The sequence below is a fragment of the Streptomyces sp. NPDC002209 genome (assembly GCF_042890265.1).
Taxonomy (GTDB): domain Bacteria; phylum Actinomycetota; class Actinomycetes; order Streptomycetales; family Streptomycetaceae; genus Streptomyces.
This window is the reverse complement of sequence record NZ_JBIARX010000008.1, coordinates 239,635-256,592: the sequence shown is the minus strand read 5'-3', so window position 1 is coordinate 256,592 and position 16,958 is coordinate 239,635. Positions and strand designations below refer to the sequence as shown.

At 71.4% G+C, this 16,958-nt stretch carries 15 protein-coding genes; 7 read left to right on the top strand and 8 right to left on the bottom strand.

Annotation, left to right across the window (positions count from 1 at the left end; all coding sequences use genetic code 11):
- Positions 1–42 precede the first annotated feature (42 nt).
- From ACFYXK_RS18595 to ACFYXK_RS18580, 4 genes are all read right to left on the bottom strand, one after another.
- Positions 43–297, bottom strand: coding sequence for a hypothetical protein (locus ACFYXK_RS18595; RefSeq protein ID WP_389412053.1), 255 nt, complete (start codon positions 295–297; stop codon positions 43–45).
- Between the two features lie 142 nt (positions 298–439).
- On the bottom strand, positions 440–3,682 hold the full coding sequence (locus ACFYXK_RS18590) for a M36 family metallopeptidase (RefSeq protein WP_389412052.1): 3,243 nt from the start codon (positions 3,680–3,682) through the stop codon (positions 440–442).
- A 131-nt stretch (positions 3,683–3,813) separates the two neighbouring features.
- Entirely contained in the window at positions 3,814–4,395 is a 582-nt protein-coding gene (locus tag ACFYXK_RS18585) for a hypothetical protein (protein WP_389412051.1), read from the bottom strand.
- A gap of 78 nt (positions 4,396–4,473) precedes the next feature.
- Positions 4,474–4,761, bottom strand: a complete 288-nt coding sequence (locus tag ACFYXK_RS18580) for a hypothetical protein (protein ID WP_389412050.1) — start codon at positions 4,759–4,761, stop codon at positions 4,474–4,476.
- Between the two features lie 530 nt (positions 4,762–5,291).
- Between ACFYXK_RS18580 and ACFYXK_RS18575 the strand changes: the two genes are divergently transcribed.
- Positions 5,292–7,376, top strand: coding sequence for an N-6 DNA methylase (locus tag ACFYXK_RS18575; protein ID WP_389412049.1), 2,085 nt, complete (start codon positions 5,292–5,294; stop codon positions 7,374–7,376).
- A 213-nt stretch (positions 7,377–7,589) separates the two neighbouring features.
- On the opposite strand, the gene ychF is transcribed toward ACFYXK_RS18575, so the two are convergent.
- Complete coding sequence (gene ychF, locus ACFYXK_RS18570) at positions 7,590–8,678, bottom strand: redox-regulated ATPase YchF (RefSeq protein WP_389412048.1); 1,089 nt, start codon at positions 8,676–8,678, stop codon at positions 7,590–7,592.
- Between the two features lie 135 nt (positions 8,679–8,813).
- On the opposite strand from ychF, the gene ACFYXK_RS18565 reads away from it, so the two are divergent.
- Positions 8,814–9,341 carry a DUF6542 domain-containing protein gene (locus tag ACFYXK_RS18565; RefSeq protein WP_389412047.1) on the top strand — a complete coding sequence of 176 codons (528 nt, stop codon included), beginning with the start codon at positions 8,814–8,816 and terminating at the stop codon, positions 9,339–9,341.
- Here ACFYXK_RS18565 and ppgK read toward each other — a convergent pair.
- Both ppgK and ACFYXK_RS18555 read right to left on the bottom strand, forming a co-directional pair.
- Complete coding sequence (gene ppgK / locus ACFYXK_RS18560; RefSeq protein WP_389412046.1) at positions 9,338–10,084, bottom strand: polyphosphate--glucose phosphotransferase; 747 nt, start codon at positions 10,082–10,084, stop codon at positions 9,338–9,340. The two genes, ACFYXK_RS18565 and ppgK, sit on opposite strands and share 4 nt — an antisense overlap.
- A gap of 33 nt (positions 10,085–10,117) precedes the next feature.
- Positions 10,118–11,122, bottom strand: a complete 1,005-nt coding sequence (locus ACFYXK_RS18555) for a 4-hydroxy-3-methylbut-2-enyl diphosphate reductase (protein WP_383505035.1) — start codon at positions 11,120–11,122, stop codon at positions 10,118–10,120.
- 86 nt (positions 11,123–11,208) lie between these two features.
- On the opposite strand from ACFYXK_RS18555, the gene ACFYXK_RS18550 reads away from it, so the two are divergent.
- The 4 genes from ACFYXK_RS18550 (at position 11,209) to ACFYXK_RS18535 (ending at position 14,909) form a co-directional block, all read left to right on the top strand.
- Positions 11,209–12,579 carry an APC family permease gene (locus ACFYXK_RS18550; RefSeq protein WP_389412045.1) on the top strand — a complete coding sequence of 457 codons (1,371 nt, stop codon included), beginning with the start codon at positions 11,209–11,211 and terminating at the stop codon, positions 12,577–12,579.
- A 59-nt stretch (positions 12,580–12,638) separates the two neighbouring features.
- On the top strand, positions 12,639–13,892 hold the full coding sequence (xseA, locus tag ACFYXK_RS18545; protein ID WP_389412044.1) for an exodeoxyribonuclease VII large subunit: 1,254 nt from the start codon (positions 12,639–12,641) through the stop codon (positions 13,890–13,892).
- A 55-nt stretch (positions 13,893–13,947) separates the two neighbouring features.
- The gene (locus ACFYXK_RS18540) at positions 13,948–14,193 is read left to right on the top strand and encodes an exodeoxyribonuclease VII small subunit (protein WP_030291008.1); all 246 of its coding nucleotides are present in this window, start codon (positions 13,948–13,950) and stop codon (positions 14,191–14,193) included.
- Positions 14,194–14,318: 125 nt separating this feature from the next.
- Positions 14,319–14,909: a malonic semialdehyde reductase gene (locus tag ACFYXK_RS18535; protein WP_389412043.1), complete on the top strand. Its 591-nt coding sequence runs from the start codon at positions 14,319–14,321 to the stop codon at positions 14,907–14,909.
- A 112-nt stretch (positions 14,910–15,021) separates the two neighbouring features.
- Here ACFYXK_RS18535 and ACFYXK_RS18530 read toward each other — a convergent pair whose 3' ends face one another.
- Entirely contained in the window at positions 15,022–15,546 is a 525-nt protein-coding gene (locus tag ACFYXK_RS18530; RefSeq protein ID WP_389412119.1) for a DUF4245 domain-containing protein, read from the bottom strand.
- A gap of 212 nt (positions 15,547–15,758) precedes the next feature.
- On the opposite strand from ACFYXK_RS18530, the gene glpX reads away from it, so the two are divergent.
- Positions 15,759–16,790, top strand: coding sequence for a class II fructose-bisphosphatase (gene glpX / locus ACFYXK_RS18525; RefSeq protein ID WP_266625948.1), 1,032 nt, complete (start codon positions 15,759–15,761; stop codon positions 16,788–16,790).
- Positions 16,791–16,958: the final 168 nt, after the last annotated feature.

Genomic DNA, 16,958 nt, shown 5'->3' with positions numbered 1-16,958 from the left:
CTCCCCCGGGCGCGCCGTGCGCGTTCCACGGCCCGGCTGCGCTCACGGCACCGTGAAGGTCAGCGTGGCCGGTGGGGCGGCGGGGCGGGGTACGAGGATGCGGGTGGTGCCCTTGCGGACCGCGCGCAGTTCCCATGCGCGGTGGCCCGCAGCCGTCACGTTGCTGACGGGGATCAGCAGGACCGACTCGCCCTGAGCGGTGGGTTCCGGACCGCCCTCCGGGAGGGGGAGCCGCAGCTGGGCCGTCTGCCCGACCTCGAGCCGTCCCGTGAAGCCGTCGTCGGACCCGGTGAGCACGCGGCCCCGGGCCGGCGTAGGTGCGCCGGCTCCCGTGGCGCCCGTACCGCCCGGATCATGCGTCGCCCTCGCCGGCGGACGCGCCCGGCCGCCCCCGCACCCGGTGAAGAGCGCGAGGGCGGCGAGGCACACCAGGCGCCGGTCAGCCACCGTCACGCACGTTGAACCGCAGCAGGACGTCGACCTGGTGCAAAAGCTGGTTCCGCGTCGACGCCGGGTTGTTGTGGACCGCCTCGGCGCCGGCCATCGCCGCCCCGAAGGTCGAGTCCGCCTTCCGGTCGCCGTTGGTGTCCACCGGCGTGGCCAGGTCGTACGACCCGTTCGCGAAGTTGAGCCACGCCGCGAGCAGCTGCTGGGACACCAGCGGCCTGGGCTGCGGTGAGCCCGAGCTCAGGATCGCGTACGCCTGGGCCTCGGTCAGCGGCCCGTGGACCGCGCTCATGAACGAGGCCACGCCCAGCAGGCAGGCCCGCTGGGCCGGCGTGAACCGGTTCGGCGCCCGCCCCTCGTACTCGCCCGTCCAGTACGCCTGGTTGCGCGCCCGCAGTGCGTTGCCGGTCGTGATGACGGCCGCCGTGTCGGAGGCGGCACCGCCGTCGTCGTCCAGGGCGGTGAACGTCAGCGTGGACAGGCATGCGTCCGGGTACGCGTGCGACCTCGCCGCGGTCACGTTGCGCGGCTTGACCGAGGGGCTCGGGTCCTGGTCGGCGGCCGGCGGGTTCACCGGCGAGACCAGGTCGTCCGAGGCCCCGTCCCCCCACAGCCAGGTCAGGGTCAGGTCGTCGCTCCCGGGGTCGGTCGAGGCGCCCTGCACGGCGACCGGCGTGCCGGCGTGGGCGATGAAGGCCTTCTGCCCGTTGTACGCCGTCTGCCCGTCGGCCGGGATCGCTGCGGTCGGGTCGGTGTCGGTGATCGTCGCGTCGAGCGACCGGCAGCCGCTCGCGTCGTCGTCACTGCCGCAGACCTCGATCGTGAAGGTCCCGTCGTCCCCGTACGTGTGCGCCGCGGAGAAGCTCAGGGTCGCCTCGGGACGTACGTTCTCCGGGGTGCCGGCCAGCGCCTGCGGGCCGGCTCCGTCACCCCAGTCGACCGTGGCGGTCAGCGGGTCGAGCCAGCCCGGGTCGCCGATGCCGCCCGTCAGGGTGACCGGGGTGTTCTCCCCGGCCGGGGGGACCGTCTGCAGGGACACGGCCGGCGCGACGTTCACGGCGGTCACCGTCGTCGAGCCGGTGTCGGTGTTGCCGGCGCTGTCCGTCACCCGCAGTCCGACGGTGAAGACGCGGTCATGGCCCACCTGGCCGAAGGTGGTGCTGACCCCGGTGGCGTCGTCGTACTGCCCGTCGTTGTCGAGGTCCCACGCGTACGTCGCCGGGTTGGCGGCCGAGGGCGCGCTCCCCCGGGCGGAGCCGGCGGCGCTGAGCGTGACGTCCGTGCCCTCGCCCGTCGTGTACGGGCCGCCGGCGTTCGCGGTCGGCAGGCAGGCGGCGGGGACGGTCTCGTCGGCCGTCACGGTGTTCTGGTCCGCGCTCGACGCGGCGCCCGTGCCCATGCCGCGGCCGGCGAAGACCCGCCACAGCAGGCACTGGTTCGCGCCCGCGTCGTTGGTCATGTCGGCTGCCAGGATGCCGTCGCGGGCGTCGAGGTAACTCGGCGCGGTGACGGTGTTCTTCATGCCGTCGATGACGAGCTGCTGGGTGAACGCGACGCCCTTCGCCTCGCGGATGTCGTACATCGTCGCGGCCCAGATCTCACCGTTGCGGTGCACTCCGCGGGCCGGGCGGAACGTTCCCCACTTCTCGGTGGACGTGTCGTACGCCTGCGTGCGAATGCCGGTGGCGGTGTTGCCGGTGACGTACTCGCCGACCGTCGCGTCGCCCCACTTGAGGAAGGAGATCGTGTCGCTCCAGCCCTCCCCGAGGGCTCCGGTCTGGGCGCCGCCGCCGAGGTTGCCGCCGCCGACGAGGCGGTTGGACACGCCGTGCCCGTACTCGTGCGCGATGACGTCGCCGTCGAGCGAACCGTCACGCCACGGCCGGCCCGGCGGCTGCCACATGTACATCTGCATGCGCGGGCTGGCGCCGTCCCCGGGGGTGCCGAAGTTGGCGTTGTTCGTGCACCGGATCGCGTTCGGCGGAGTGCTGTTGTCCGGGCAGCCGAGGTCCCAGCCGTCCTGCGCCTCGGCCAGCACCGGGTCGTTGCCCGCGCCGCCGCGACCGAAGTTGTCGACCTGGAAGTTCCGCGACGCCTCGTCGAACCCCAGGTCGTAGAGGTAGTCGTGCATCACGTTGGTGTAGTAGAAGAGCTGCGTGACGACGGGATTCACGTCCGCGTCGAGATTGGCCTGCGTCGCGGCGGCGTTGGTGCGCCAGGTGTCGCCGAACGGGTAGTCGAAGTGCTGGAAGGCGGGGTCGCCACCGGCCGGGGACTGGGGGCGCAGCGCGTCGTTCCCGGTGTCCGGGACCGTGTTGTCGCCGTCCTCGTCCCGGTACGCGTTGGCGTTGTTGCCCTGGGTCAGCCGGTCCGCCACCCAGGAGCCGTCGCGCCCGGTGAACGGCGTGACCGTACGGGCGGCGCCGGCGGAGTCGGGGTGCTGGGCCGTGAAGACGGTCCCTTCGGGGCCGGCGTGGTGGTACCGGCTCTCGCGGCTCAGCAGCCGGCCGTCGGCGGCGTCGACCACCGTCTGGTACCAGGACGTACCGGAGACCTCGATGTCGGTGAGCCAGGCCGGGCGCAGCTCCCGGCCGGAGTCGGTGGGGAACCACACCAGCTCGGCGGTCACGTCGTTGGGCTTCGTGAGCCTCTTGGCGTAGACGTTCTTGAACTTCTGCTTGCCCTTGTCGCGGTTGTCCGTGCCCGTCAGCTCGTGCTGGGCCCTGGCGCCCTGCGCCTCGGCCGCGTGGTCGAGGGCCTGCCTCGCCGTCAGCTCGACGCTGCCCGCCGGCTCGGCGGTCACGACGGCGCCGCCGAGGATGACGAGGCGGCCGCGCCTGTCGACGGTGGCGGTGAGCAGCCCGCCGTGCACGCGCATGCCGTCGATGCTCTGACCGAGCGTCACCTGCTGCGCCCCGTTGTGCCGGGTGGGGTACGTGGAGACGACGACGAGCTGCGCGGCCTGCTCGGCGGTGAGCCCGAACTCGCCGCGGTGATCACGCACGTAGGCGAGCGCGACGTGCTCGGGAGCCCGCTTGGAGGGCGGGGTCAGATAACCACCGGAGTTGAAGATCATGCGGGCGTGCCCGGTCGCGGGGTCGCGCCGTACGGTCGGATCGGCGGGGTCGTCGACACCCGCCGGCGCGGCGGCGGCCAGGCCCGGCGCCAGAGCCAGCAGCAGGCTCGTGGTGGTCACCGCGGTCCACAGCCTCGTGCGGAATCGCCATCTGGTCACGGCCTGAGCCTCCCGAGCGCCGACGCTCCCCCGGGTCTGCTCTCGAGACCGCGCGCGCTCCGTGACCCTACTCACCAAGATCCACCCGTCAACGAGGCTCTCCGCCCGCCCCGGCCCCCGCCCCCGTTTGCCTACGCCGACGGAGGCCGGACCTCCAGGATCTCGGCCGTCCCGCCGGCCACTGCGGTCTCGTACAGGGTGATCCGGTCGCCGGGCGCGAGGTGCCTCCACCGCTCCGCGGTCAGGGGCAGGAGCCGCACCGGAGCCCGCGCGCCGGGCGCGAGGTCACCGGCGCACTCGACCCACAGCCGGGCGATGTCGAGTTCGGGCGCTCCGTCGTCCCTCCGGTTGCCGATGTCCCACATCGGCCGCAGCACCCCCGCCCCGGGAACCGGCGTACGCCGGAACGTCTCACCGGCCGGCCGGAGCACGAGATCGGCCCGGATGACGCCCAGCCGCGTCTCGGCACTGCGCCACCGGCACCACTCCCGGCTCCGTTCGAACCCCAGCATCCCGGCCGCGCGCTCCAGCTCATCCCAGAACCCCGGTGGCGCCGACCAGCCGTCACCCAGCTCCTCCAGCAGGTCGAGCGCGATCTCCCACTCGTCGTGCGCGAGGTACTCCCAGACCTCGGACACCGTGACGCCGTTCTCGGCGGCAACCCCTTCCGGCACCAGCAGCGAGGCGGCCTCGAGCATCCCGACGACATCCATGCGCCGATTATCGATCACCGGCACAGCGCCCCCTCCCGACGGCCGCAATCCCTAGGGTGGGGCACCCGTCGTCCACGTCTACGAGCCCGACGAACCCACCGGCGCCCCCTCCAGCGCCCCGTGCCCTTCGAGACCAGCCTGGACCTCGACAAGCTCACGCCGCCCCGAAGCAGCTGAAGAGCCGGCACGGGAACACAGAAGGGTCGGACTCGACAGAAGCCGCGACAGCACGGTTGCCAGGTCCAACGCGCGCCGGGCGTCCGGTCCGGCCTCCAGCTCCAGCCTGACCTCCGCATCGCAAATCGGCTTCAGCGCTGCCCGCACCGCTTCGATGGCCCGGCCGTGGTCACCGGCCATCGCCTGCATGGCGTTGTGTTCCCCTCGCGACCGCATCAGCGGACCGCGCCACGAAGGCGCCGGCGACCAGGTGCGACCACTCCCCTCAGGTCCGATGCACCGAAGGGGTTGTGATGCGGGTCACTCTTCAAGGCTCCCGCCCGGACGCCTCCCTTCGGCATGGCTTCAACACCGGACTACTCGACCAGCGAGAACACAAGTTGGCATTTGCGCAGCATCGCTGCGCAATAACCTGCGCGGGCTACGCGAGCCAACAACGGCGCCCCGCGCCGCCGTTGCTCCCTGCTAGTTTCCTATCACGGCAGCCCGAGCCGGGCATCGCAGGTGATCACGCCGCATCGATGTCGCACCCATATGAGTTGCGCAGCCTAACTGCGCACCAAAGATGAGGATCTGAACATGAAGGCGTTCTTCGATCTGTTAGGGAAGGCCATGCAGAGCACGGGAACGACGCTCCGTCTGTGTCTGCTCATGCTGGTACCGGCAGCGGCCTACGTCATCAGCCGACTGAAGTGAAATACCCGAGCGAGGAGTTCTCAGTGGAGAACACGGACGTGCATGGCCCTGCCGCAGAGGTCGTCGACCGACTGTGGCGGGCTTATGCACCCTTCCAGCGGGGCCGGAGCACGGACCGCGACCTCACCGCGATGCTCGCCGTCCTGATGCTCGCGGGGTTCATCGACTCGGCGGACGACCCGGGGGACGAACTCGTCAAACGGTGGTCCAGAGCCGTTGCGGAGGCACGGGCCCGGTACACACCCTTGAGGGACCTGAACGACGCGCTCCTCCTCGCCTCCAGGCGCGAGCGGTTTCCCGCCCTCACACCCTCGCATCTGGAGAACGTGTTCGTAGGCAACGGCGAGGCGGACGATTTGCCATGGGTGGGAAACTTCCTCGCCGCGCTCCAACAGCCCCCCACAGCCGCCGAGGCCGGACTCGAAGAGGTCGGCGACCTCCTCCTGGAGCGTTACGTCGCGGAGAGCGCCGCTCAGACGGGCGAGTACTACACTCCGCGCACACTCACGCGGCTGCTCGCGGAATCACTGTCCCCCCAGCCCGGCGATCGTGTACTCGACCCCGCCTGCGGCACCGGGGGGTTCCTCACCGCCGCCGCGCAGTACGTTGCACAACAGGGGCGCGGCGGTGACGCCTCGTTCGAGGGCTACGCCATGGATCACCGCAACCCCCACCTGGCCATGCTGAACCTGGCCCTGCACGGCATCGACCGGCCGCTGGTACGGGCCTCCGATCCCGGATCGATGTTCCGAAGCCCGGGCAACGGCATGGCCGACTCCGTGCTGTGCAATCCGCCGTTCAACCAGCGCGTCCAAGGTCTGGAACACCTCGGCTGGCCCTTCGGGCCGCCGCCCGAGTCGAACGCGAACTTCGCCTGGATACAACTCGCATGGACCCGACTCAGCGAGAAGGGCAAGGCGGCCCTGATCATGCCGTCGGGGGCCGCCTCCGCACGCGGTCGTGAGGCGGAGATCCGCAAGGAACTGCTGACCAAAGGCGCGCTTCTCGCCATCGTCGCACTACCGGCCGACCTGTTCTCCCACACGTCGGTCCCTGTGCACCTCTGGCTCCTCGCCCGTGACAAGTCCCGTCACGTGCCCGCCGATGAAACCGAGTCCGTTCTCTTCATCGACGCGAGCCGACTCGGCACTCAGGTTCCGCGCCAGGCGCGGGTGCTCGGCCCTGCTGACAGGGACCGCATCAGTGGCCGGTTCCACGCCTGGCTGCGGTCCCCCCGCTCGATCCCCGACGATCCGGGGTTCTCCCGCTCGGTCCCGTACGAAGAGATCCTGGAGAACGACGGCTGGCCCCTCGATCCCCGACTGTACGTGGCACCCGATCGGGAGCAGCCACCCGCGGCGCTGGACACACGCCGCCTGCTTGACGAGCTGGTGCAGCGGGCCGAATCGACAGTCGGCGCGACGGCCCACCTGCGCACGAGCTTCGACCGGAGCGAGCGGGTGGCCCGCGGCGAAACCGAAACCCCGCGTGTGCCGCTCCGCCGCGTAGTGGAGGGCACCGCGGAAGGGTTGCCCGAGGGCCCGGGCCTGCTGCTCGCGGGACCGTCGGGAAGCCTGATCCGTGCCGACCACTACGTCGATGTCGGCGGCGTCCCCGTCGTGATGCCCAAAGACCTGACGGGAAGCGGCTTCAGCACGGCAGGCATCCGACGCATCAGCGAGCGACAGGCCATGGGGCTGGAGCGCTTCCACCTCCGCCCCGGCGACGTCGTCCTGGCGCGCCGCGGAGAACTGGGACGAGCCGCCGTCGTCCGCGAGGAACAGTACGGCTGGGTGTGCGGCACCGGGTGTTTCTTGTTGCGCCCCCCTGCCGGACTCGATGCCGACTACTTCGCCGCGTACCTGCGCGGTCCGGAAGCACGAACATGGCTGGAAGCCCACTCCACGGGGAGCATGAAGATGAAGACCATCTCCCTCGACGTACTCGGGGATCTGCCCGTGGCACTGCCCGGCCTCGCGACGCAGCACGCGATCGCCGGCACGATGACGCGGCTCGACGAACACGAGCGCCTGCTCCGCGAGCAGCTCGATCTGACACAACGCATCCGCCACGACGCGCTGAACGGAGGCATCATCCCCGCGCTGTAGGGATTCACGGCCGCCACGCGGTGCGGTTACGAAGCTCCAGGGAGCAGCCCGCCCGCCGCTCAATGCAGCGACGCCTGCTCGGAATCGCAACCACAGTGAATGATCGCGGGGGAACTCAGCTCCTCCCGAGCGCGAACCGTTCTGCGGACTGTTGCGGACAGCACAACGGCCTGACCCGCGTTCTCGCAGGTCAGGCCGCCTGTAGGTATGCGATCACACGTTGAAGCGGAACTCGACCACGTCGCCGTCCTGCATGACGTAGTCCTTGCCCTCCATGCGGGCCTTGCCCTTGGCGCGGGCCTCGGCCACCGAGCCGCAGGCGACCAGGTCCGCGAACGAGATGACCTCGGCCTTGATGAAGCCGCGCTGGAAGTCGGTGTGGATCACGCCGGCCGCCTCGGGGGCCGTGGCGCCCTGCTTGATGGTCCAGGCGCGGGTTTCCTTCGGGCCGGCCGTCAGGTACGTCTGGAGGCCCAGGGTGGCGAAGCCGACGCGGCCGAGGGTGGCCAGGCCGGGCTCGTCCTGGCCGACCGACTGGAGGAGCTCGAGGGCCTCCTCGTCGTCCAGCTCGGAGAGGTCCTGCTCCAGCTTGGCGTTCAGGAAGATCGCCTCCGCCGGGGCGACCAGCGCGCTCTGCTCGGCCTTGAAGGCCTCGTCCACCAGCTCGTCCTCGTCCACGTTGAAGACGTAGAGGAACGGCTTCGTGGTCAGCAGGTGCAGCTCGTGCAGGAGGTCGCCCTGCTCCGTGCCCTTGTGGATGCCCTTGGAGAACAGGGTGTCGCCGGCCTCGAGGATCTTCTTGGCCTCGACGACGGCCGCGAGGACCGCGACCTTCTCCTTCTGGAGGCGGGACTCCTTCGTCAGGCGGGGCTCGGCCTTCTCGATGGACTGGAGGTCGGCGAGGATCAGCTCGGTGTTGATCGTCTCGATGTCGTCCTTCGGCGAGACCTTGCCGTCCACGTGCACGACGTTCTCGTCCTTGAAGGCACGGATGACCTGGCAGATCGCGTCCGACTCGCGGATGTTCGCGAGGAACTTGTTGCCCAGGCCCTCGCCCTCCGAGGCGCCGCGGACGATGCCCGCGATGTCGACGAAGTCGACCGTCGCCGGCAGGACGCGCTGCGAGCCGAAGATCCCGGCGAGCACGGCCAGGCGCGGGTCCGGGACGCCGACGACGCCGACGTTCGGCTCGATGGTGGCGAACGGGTAGTTGGCCGCCAGCACGTCGTTCTTGGTCAGGGCGTTGAACAGGGTCGACTTGCCGACATTCGGCAGGCCGACGATTCCGATCGTGAGCGACACGTTGGCGACTTCCCGTAGCTGGAGGGGGCGGCGGCCCGGGAGTGGGCCACCGGACAGTTTACTTTCCGATGAGTGGCAGTCGTTGTACGCGTGTCCCCACCCCGATACCGCGCTCGGCCCGCCTAGCTTGGTGGGGTGGAGCAACACAGGACGCGTTCGGCGGATCACCCGCAGCGACAGCAGCCGGAGCAGCAGCAGCCGCGGCGCCCGGCCCCGCCCGTCGGCGGCGTGCCCGCCCAGGGCGGCCGCCCGCGGCCCGCGCCCGCCCGGCGGCTGCCGCGGGCCCGGCTGACCGGGCTCGGCGGCGGGCTGTTCGCGTGCGTCGCGATGACCCTGGTCGCCGGGATCGCCTGGCTGCTCTTCGGCGGCTCGCTGCTCGCGTACGGGCTGCTCTTCCTGCCCGTCGCGGCCGCCACCGCCCTCTGGGTGCGCCCCGCCGACCTGATCACCGCGCCGATCTCTGCGCCGATCGCCTTCGCCGTCGGAGTCTGGCCCATCTCCGGCGGCTCGGGCGGCTTCGGCGCAGAGCTCATGGGCATCGTCTCCGCCCTGTCCCTGCACGCCGGCTGGCTGTACGGCGGGACCCTGGTCTCCGCGCTGATCGTCGTCGTCCGCAAGGCCGTGCTGATCTCCCGGCGCAGGCTCCCGCGCCGGACGGCCTAACCGCCCAGGCTGCGCGCCGCCATCGCCGCGCCCACGATGCCCGCGTTGTTCCGGAGCCTGGCCGGGACGATCTCGGCGCGGACGTCCTGGATCAGCGGGAGGAACTTCTCCGGTTTGCGGCTGACGCCGCCGCCGATGATGAACAGGTCCGGGGAGAAGAGCATCTCCACGTGCTCCAGGTACCGCTGCACCCGGTGGGCCCAGCGCTCCCAGGTGAGCTCCCCGTCCTCCTTGGCCTTGACCGACGCCCGCTTCTCCGCGTCGTGCCCCTTCAGCTCCAGGTGGCCGAGCTCCGAGTTCGGGACCAGCCGGCCGTCCGTGAACAGCGCGCTGCCGATGCCGGTGCCCAGCGTCAGCATGATCACCGTACCGTCGTGGCCCTTGCCCGCGCCGTACGTCATCTCCGCGATCCCGGCCGCGTCCGCGTCGTTGAGGACCGTGACGGGCTGGCCGCCGAGCCGGTCCGACAGCAGGGTGGCCGTGTCGACGCCGATCCACGAGCTGTCCATGTTGGCCGCCGTACGGGTGACGCCCCCCGTGACGACGCCCGGGAACGTCACCCCCACCGGGCCGTCCCAGTCGAAGTGGCGCACCACCTCGACGACACAGCCGGCCACCCCGTCGGGGGTGGCCGGCTGCGGTGTCAGTACCTTGTGGCGCTCCTGCGCCAGCTCGCCACGGTCCAGGTCCGCGGGAGCGCCCTTGATCCCGGAACCACCGATGTCCACGCCGAAGATCTGCATGGAAACACCGTAGGGAACTTCGCGGGCGGGGGCCTACTTCTCGGCGACCAGCGCGGCCGCTTCCGCGCGCAGGTCGCGGCGCAGCTCCTTCGGCAGCGAGAAGACGATCGACTCCTCGGCGGTCTTGACGATCTCCACGTCCTCGAAGCCGCGCTCCGCGAGCCACTCGAGCACCTGCTCGACCAGGACCTCCGGCACCGAGGCGCCCGAGGTCAGGCCGACCGTGGTGACGCCCTCCAGCCAGGCCTCGTCGATCTCGCTCGCGAAGTCGACGAGGTGGGCGGCCTTGGCGCCCGCGTCCTTCGCGACCTCGACGAGCCGGATCGAGTTCGAGGAGTTCTTGGAGCCGACGACGATGACCAGGTCGGAGTCGGCGCCCATCACCTTGACCGCGGCCTGGCGGTTCGAGGTGGCGTAGCAGATGTCGTCGCTCGGCGGCGAGACCAGCAGCGGGAACTTGGTCTTGAGCGCGTCGACCGTCTCCATGGTCTCGTCGACCGAGAGGGTGGTCTGGGAGAGCCAGACGACCTTCGACTCGTCGCGCACGACGACCTTGTCCACGTCGTCCGGGCCGTCCACGATCGTGATGTGGTCCGGGGCCTCGCCGGAGGTGCCGATGACCTCCTCGTGGCCCTCGTGGCCGATGAGGAGGATGTCGAAGTCCTCGTTCGCGTACCGGATCGCTTCCTTGTGCACCTTGGTGACCAGCGGGCAGGTCGCGTCGATCGTCGCGAGCTTGCCGGCCGCCGCCTCCTCGTGCACCACCGGCGCCACGCCGTGCGCGGAGAACATCACGATGGAGCCCTCGGGCACCTCCTCCGTCCGCTCGACGAAGATGGCGCCCTTCTTCTCCAGCGTCTGCACGACGTACTTGTTGTGCACGATCTCGTGCCGGACGTAGACCGGCGCACCGTACTGCTCGAGGGCCTTCTCGACGGCGATCACGGCTCGGTCCACGCCCGCGCAGTAGCCGCGCGGGGCGGCGAGCAGGACGCGTCGGGAAGCGGGAGCAGGTGCGGCAGCAGTCATGCGGTCCATCGTACGGGGGTCTCCGGGAGGCCGGTCCTCGCCCATTCGGCACAGACTGGGTCGAACGTGCGAACCGATCGCCCCTCGGAGGAATGATGGCGTCCGTTACGGAGCCCAGTACGGCCCCGAAGCCGGCCCTCCGGCGGAGCCTCGGCTTCCGGGACCTGGTCGTGTACGGGCTCCTCTTCATCGCCCCGATGGCCCCGGTCGGGGTCTTCGGCACCCTGGACGCGAAATCGCACGGCGCCGTCGCCCTCGTCTACGTCTTCGCGACGGTCGCGATGGCCTTCACGGCGTTCTCGTACGCGCAGATGGTCCAGGTGGCCCCGCAGGCCGGCTCGGTGTTCACCTACGCCCGCAAGGGGCTCGGCGAGGGGCCCGGGCTGATCGCCGGCTGGATGGCGATGCTCGACTACCTGCTGATCCCGGCGGTCGCGTACCTCTTCTCCGGGATCGCGATGAACGCACTGGTCCCGGAGGTCTCCCGGTGGGTGTGGACGGCGCTGGCCGTGCTGGTGACCACCGCGCTGAACCTGTGGGGCGTACGGGCGGCCGCGCGCGTGGGCTTCGCCGTGCTGGCCATGGAGATCGCGGTGCTGCTGGTGTTCGTGGTGGCCGCGGTGACGGTGCTGGTCCAGGGCGGGGCGCAGCGCGGCTGGCTCTCGCCGCTGACCGGGGACGGCACGAGCGGCTTCTCCCTGGCGGCCGTCCTGGGCGCGGTCTCGGTGGCGGTCCTGTCCTACCTCGGCTTCGACGCGATCGCCTCCTTCGCGGAGGAGGTGACGGGAGGCTCGGCGCGGGTGGCGCGCGCGGTGCTGTTCTGCCTGGCGCTGGCCGGGGTGCTGTTCATCGCACAGAGCTACCTGGCGGCGCTGCTGATGCCGGTGTCCTCGGCGGAGCTGGCGGCCGATCCGGCGCAGCAGGGGCCGGCCTTCTACAACGCGGTGGACTCCTCGGTCGGCCCCTGGCTGCACGACCTGGTCGCGGTCAGCAAGGCGATCGGGGCGGCCTTCGCGGCACTGGCCGGGCAGGCGGCGGCGGGCCGGCTGGTGTTCGCGATGGCCCGGGAGCGGCGGCTGCCGGGGGCGCTCGCCCGGACCTCGGACGGCACTCCGCGGCCGGCGCTGCTGGTGGCGGCGACGATCACGCTGGTCGCGGCGGTGTGGGCCGCACGCCGCGACGACGGGCTCGACCAGCTGGTCTCGGTGGTGGACGTCGGCGCGCTGGTGGCGTTCACGCTGCTGCACGCCTCGGTGGTCGGCTGGTTCGTGGTCAAGCGCGGGGCGGGCGCCCCGAACTGGTGGAAGCACCTGGTGGTCCCGGTGCTCGGCGCGGCGGTGACCGTGACGGTGATCGCCGAGGCGGCCCGGACGGCGCAGGTGGTGGGGGCGGTGTGGCTGGCGGTGGGCCTGGGGGTGCTCTTCGCCCAGCGCGGCCGGCGGCCGGACGTCGGCGCCGGACGCTGAGACACGACACCCTGACCGGTCCCTGAGACGCTGTCAGCCCGGGCGGCTAGCCTTCGTGCATGGGTCTGAATACGTCGGCTGACGCGCCGCTGCCGGTCGGCCAGGTGTCCCGGCTCATCGGGGGCTGGATCGACAGGCTCGGCCAGGTGTGGGTGGAAGGGCAGATCACGCAGCTCTCGCGGCGGCCGGGGGCGGGGGTGGTCTTCCTGACGCTGCGCGACCCCTCGCACGACATCTCGCTCAGCGTGACCTGCTACCGCCAGGTCTTCGACGAGGTCGCGGACGCGGTGACGGAGGGCGCGCGGGTCGTCGTCCTGGCCAAGCCGGAGTGGTACGCCCCGCGCGGGCAGCTGTCGCTGCGGGCCACCGAGATACGGCCCGTCGGCATCGGCGAGCTCCTCGCCCGGCTGGAGAAGCTCAAGCGGTCGCTCGCCTCCGAGGGCCTGTTCGCGCTGGACCGCAAGAAGCCGCTGCCCTTCCTGCCGCAGCTGATCGGGCTGGTGGTCGGGCGGGCCTCGGCGGCCGAGCGCGACGTACTGGAGAACGCCCGGCGGCGCTGGCCGGCGGTCCGCTTCGAGGTGCGCAACGTCGCCGTGCAGGGGGTGAACGCGGTGCCCCAGGTGATCCGGGCGGTCAAGGAGCTCGACGCCCTGGACGAGGTCGACGTGATCATCGTGGCGCGCGGCGGCGGCAGCGTGGAGGACCTGCTGCCGTTCTCCGACGAGGAGGTCGTACGGACGGTCGCGGCGGCCCGTACCCCGGTGGTCTCGGCGATCGGGCACGAGCCGGACTCCCCGCTCCTGGACCTGGTCGCGGACCTGCGGGCCTCCACGCCCACGGACGCTGCGAAGAAGGTGGTCCCTGACGTCGGCGAGGAGCTGGAGCGGGTGCGCCAGCTGCAGGGCCGGGGGCTGCGGGCGGTGCGCGGGCTGCTCGACCGGGAGGAGCGGGGGCTCGCGCATGCGCTCGCCCGGCCGGTCTTCGTCCATCCGCAGCGGATGGTGGAGACCCGCGAGGCCGACCTGGAGGCCCTGCTGGGCCGCACCCGGCGCACCCTCGGGCACCTGCTGGACCGGGCCGATTCGGAGCTGGCGCACACCCTGGCCCGGGTGGTGGCGCTGTCCCCGGCGGCGACGCTGGAGCGCGGGTACGCCGTACTGCAGCGGGCGGACGGGCACGTGGTGCGCTCACCGCAGGACGTCTCGGCGGACGAGGTGCTGCGCGCGCGGGTGGCGGAGGGCGAGTTCTCCGTACGGGTCGCACCGGACGCGGACGGGCCGGCCGCGCCGGCCGCCGGGCAGCGCGGCGAATGAGCCGCGCGCCCCGCACCACATATTCGTTGTACTGCACACACAAGGTGGGACGGGAATGACTGAAACCGATACCTCGTTGGGGTACGAGCAGGCCCGGGACGAGCTCATCGAGGTCGTCCGCAAGCTGGAGGCCGGCGGCACCTCCCTCGAGGACTCCCTCGCGCTCTGGGAGCGCGGCGAAGAGCTCGCGAAGGTCTGCCGGCACTGGCTGGAAGGGGCCCGCGCCCGGCTCGACTCGGCACTGGCAGCCCGCGAAGCGGGGGCCGACGGGGGCGGCGGGAGCGACGAGCGGGACGCCTGAGGCCGGGGCGGATGTGAGGCCGCACGTGATCCGAGTCACCTCGACGCCGATTTAGTTGAAAGTTCTACAACTTTTGGCTTAATGTCGGGACATCGCTTCACCTCCGTATGGAAGAAGGCTTTCCGATGTCTCTCGTTCTTGACTCCGCCGCTCAGGACCTGCTGTTCCGCGAGGCCCGCACCGCCAACTCGTTCTCCGACGAGCCGGTGACCGAGGAGCAGGTCCAGGCGATCTACGACCTGGTCAAGTACGGCCCCACCGCCTTCAACTCGACGCCGCTGCGCATCACGCTGGTCCGCTCCCCCGAGGCCCGCGAGCGCCTGGTCAACCTGATGATGGAGGGCAACCAGGCGAAGACCGCCGCCGCGCCGCTCGTCGCGATCCTCTCCGCGGACAACGAGTTCCACGAGGAGCTCCCGACCCTGCTGCCGCACTTCCCGCAGGCCAAGGACGCCTTCTTCAGCGAGCGCCCGGTCCGCGAGCAGGCCGCCGTGATGAACGCCGCCCTGCAGGCCGCGTACTTCATCGTCGGCATCCGCGCCGCCGGCCTCGCCGCCGGCCCGATGGGCGGCCTGGACTTCGCCGGTGTCCAGAAGGAGTTCCTGGACGGCGACCACACCCCCCTGATGGTCGTCAACATCGGCAAGCCGGGTGAGGACGCGTGGCACGCGCGCGGCCCGCGCCTGAGCTTCGACGAGGTCATCACCACCGTCTGAGTCCGGACACAGGTACGCGGAAGGCCGCTCCCCCGATTCGGGGGGAGCGGCCTTCTCCGTCTGTCGGCGCCCGCACGGCGGACTGCCGGGCGGCGGACTGCCGCGCGGCGGACTACTGGGCGGCGCCCTGCTTGAACTCCAGCGCCGCCGCCATCGTGCCGAGGTCCTCGAAGGACGCCGTCCCGGCCACCACCGTCACGTAGCCCTGCTCCTGCCGGACGAGCGCGTCGTACTTCTCGCCCTCCCAGCGCTCCCAGGCCAGGTCGCCGACCTGCTGCGTCTGCCCGGTGGCCTTCGCCTGCTGGGTCAGGGCCGCCAGGCGCTTGGCCGAGGCGTCGCTGGACTGCTCGATCGACACGTACTGGTCCTGCGGGTCCAGGAAGCCCAGGTGCCAGGCGTTCGCGGCCTTGCGGTCGAACGTCACCGAGGTCGCCCGCCACTGCTCCGGGAGGCCCACGGGCGCGGCCACCGGGTACGGCGCCGCACGCCGGGCCGTGACCGTCTCCACCCGGTAGTCGACGACGCGTGTCGGATCGGCCTTCTCGTCATGCGGGACGAAGATGTAGATCCCCGCCACGACGACACCGATCACCGCCAGCGACCGGACCATGTCCCAGACCGTCTGCTTGCCCTTCATACCTGCCACGCCACCATCGTCCCCCATGGCCGGGAGCGATCTCCGGCGGGGTCGGCGCGGCGACCGCACCGGTCCGCAAGATGTCCGCTCACGCCAATCGCCTGACCGATATTCCGCTCATACGTGACCCGGCCTGCTCAATTTGTCGACGTGACGATAGGCTTCCAGCACCCTCACTTCCCGGCCGTCGCCGTACAGAAAGGTGCGCTCCGATGACCGAGCACAACCTGCCGCCCCAGCTCGAAGTCTCTCCGGAGGCCCCCGACCGCAACCTCGCCCTGGAACTGGTCCGGGTGACCGAGGCTGCCGCGATGGCCGCCGGCCGGTGGGTCGGGCGCGGCGACAAGCTCGGCGCCGACGGCGCCGCGGTCAACGCGATGCGGACCCTGATCTCCACCGTCTCGATGAACGGCGTCGTCGTCATCGGCGAGGGCGAGAAGGACGAAGCCCCGATGCTGTTCAACGGCGAGCGCGTCGGCGACGGCACCGGTGCCGAGGTCGACATCGCCGTCGACCCGATCGACGGCACCACCCTGAACGCCAAGGGCATGCCGAACGCCATCGCCGTGCTCGCCGCCGCCGACCGCGGCACCATGTTCGACCCGTCCGCGGTCTTCTACATGGAGAAGCTGGTCACCGGCCCCGAGGCCGCCGACTTCGTCGACATCAACGCACCCGTCTCGGTGAACATCCGCCGCGTCGCCAAGGCCAAGAACATGGCCGTCGAGGACGTCACGGTGATCATCCTGGACCGCCCCCGCCACGAGGGCATCGTCAAGGAGATCCGCGAGACCGGCGCCCGGATCAAGTTCATCTCGGACGGCGACGTCGCGGGCTCGGTCATGGCGGTGCGCGAGGGCACCGGCGTGGACCTGCTCCTGGGCATCGGCGGCACCCCCGAAGGCATCATCTCGGCCTGCGCGATCAAGTGCCTCGGCGGCACGATCCAGGGCAAGCTGTGGCCGAAGGACGAGGCCGAGCGCCAGAAGGCCATCGACGCGGGCCACGACCTGGACCGGGTCCTGCACACCGACGACCTGGTGTCCGGCGAGAACGTCTTCTTCGTCGCCACCGGCATCACGGACGGCGAGCTGCTGCGCGGCGTCCACTACCGCTCGGAGACCGCGACCACGTCCTCGCTGGTCATGCGCTCGAAGTCGGGCACGATCCGGCAGATCGACTCGACCCACCGCCTGTCGAAGCTGCGCGCCTACAGCGCGGTCGACTTCGACCGCGCGAAGTAGCACGGACGGGCCGGCGGCCTGACGGCCGGCACGGCGAGAGGGGGGGGCCCCCGGGGGGGGGGGGCGCCCCCCCCCCGCGGGGGGGGGGGGGGCCGCGGCCCCCCCCGGGGGGGGGGCCCCCCCCCCGGGGCCCCCGCCCCCCCCCCCCCCCCCCCCCCCCCCCCGCCC

Coding starts and splice junctions, on each gene's coding strand:
- ACFYXK_RS18585 (WP_389412051.1), bottom strand. CDS start 4,395: ATGGATGTCGTCGGGATGCTCGAGGCCGCCTCGCTGCTGGTGCCGGAA.
- ACFYXK_RS18580 (WP_389412050.1), bottom strand. CDS start 4,761: ATGCAGGCGATGGCCGGTGACCACGGCCGGGCCATCGAAGCGGTGCGG.
- ppgK (WP_389412046.1), bottom strand. CDS start 10,084: ATGCAGATCTTCGGCGTGGACATCGGTGGTTCCGGGATCAAGGGCGCT.
- ACFYXK_RS18555 (WP_383505035.1), bottom strand. CDS start 11,122: ATGGACCGCATGACTGCTGCCGCACCTGCTCCCGCTTCCCGACGCGTC.
- ACFYXK_RS18550 (WP_389412045.1), top strand. CDS start 11,209: ATGGCGTCCGTTACGGAGCCCAGTACGGCCCCGAAGCCGGCCCTCCGG.
- xseA (WP_389412044.1), top strand. CDS start 12,639: ATGGGTCTGAATACGTCGGCTGACGCGCCGCTGCCGGTCGGCCAGGTG.
- ACFYXK_RS18540 (WP_030291008.1), top strand. CDS start 13,948: ATGACTGAAACCGATACCTCGTTGGGGTACGAGCAGGCCCGGGACGAG.
- ACFYXK_RS18535 (WP_389412043.1), top strand. CDS start 14,319: ATGTCTCTCGTTCTTGACTCCGCCGCTCAGGACCTGCTGTTCCGCGAG.
- ACFYXK_RS18530 (WP_389412119.1), bottom strand. CDS start 15,546: ATGAAGGGCAAGCAGACGGTCTGGGACATGGTCCGGTCGCTGGCGGTG.
- glpX (WP_266625948.1), top strand. CDS start 15,759: ATGACCGAGCACAACCTGCCGCCCCAGCTCGAAGTCTCTCCGGAGGCC.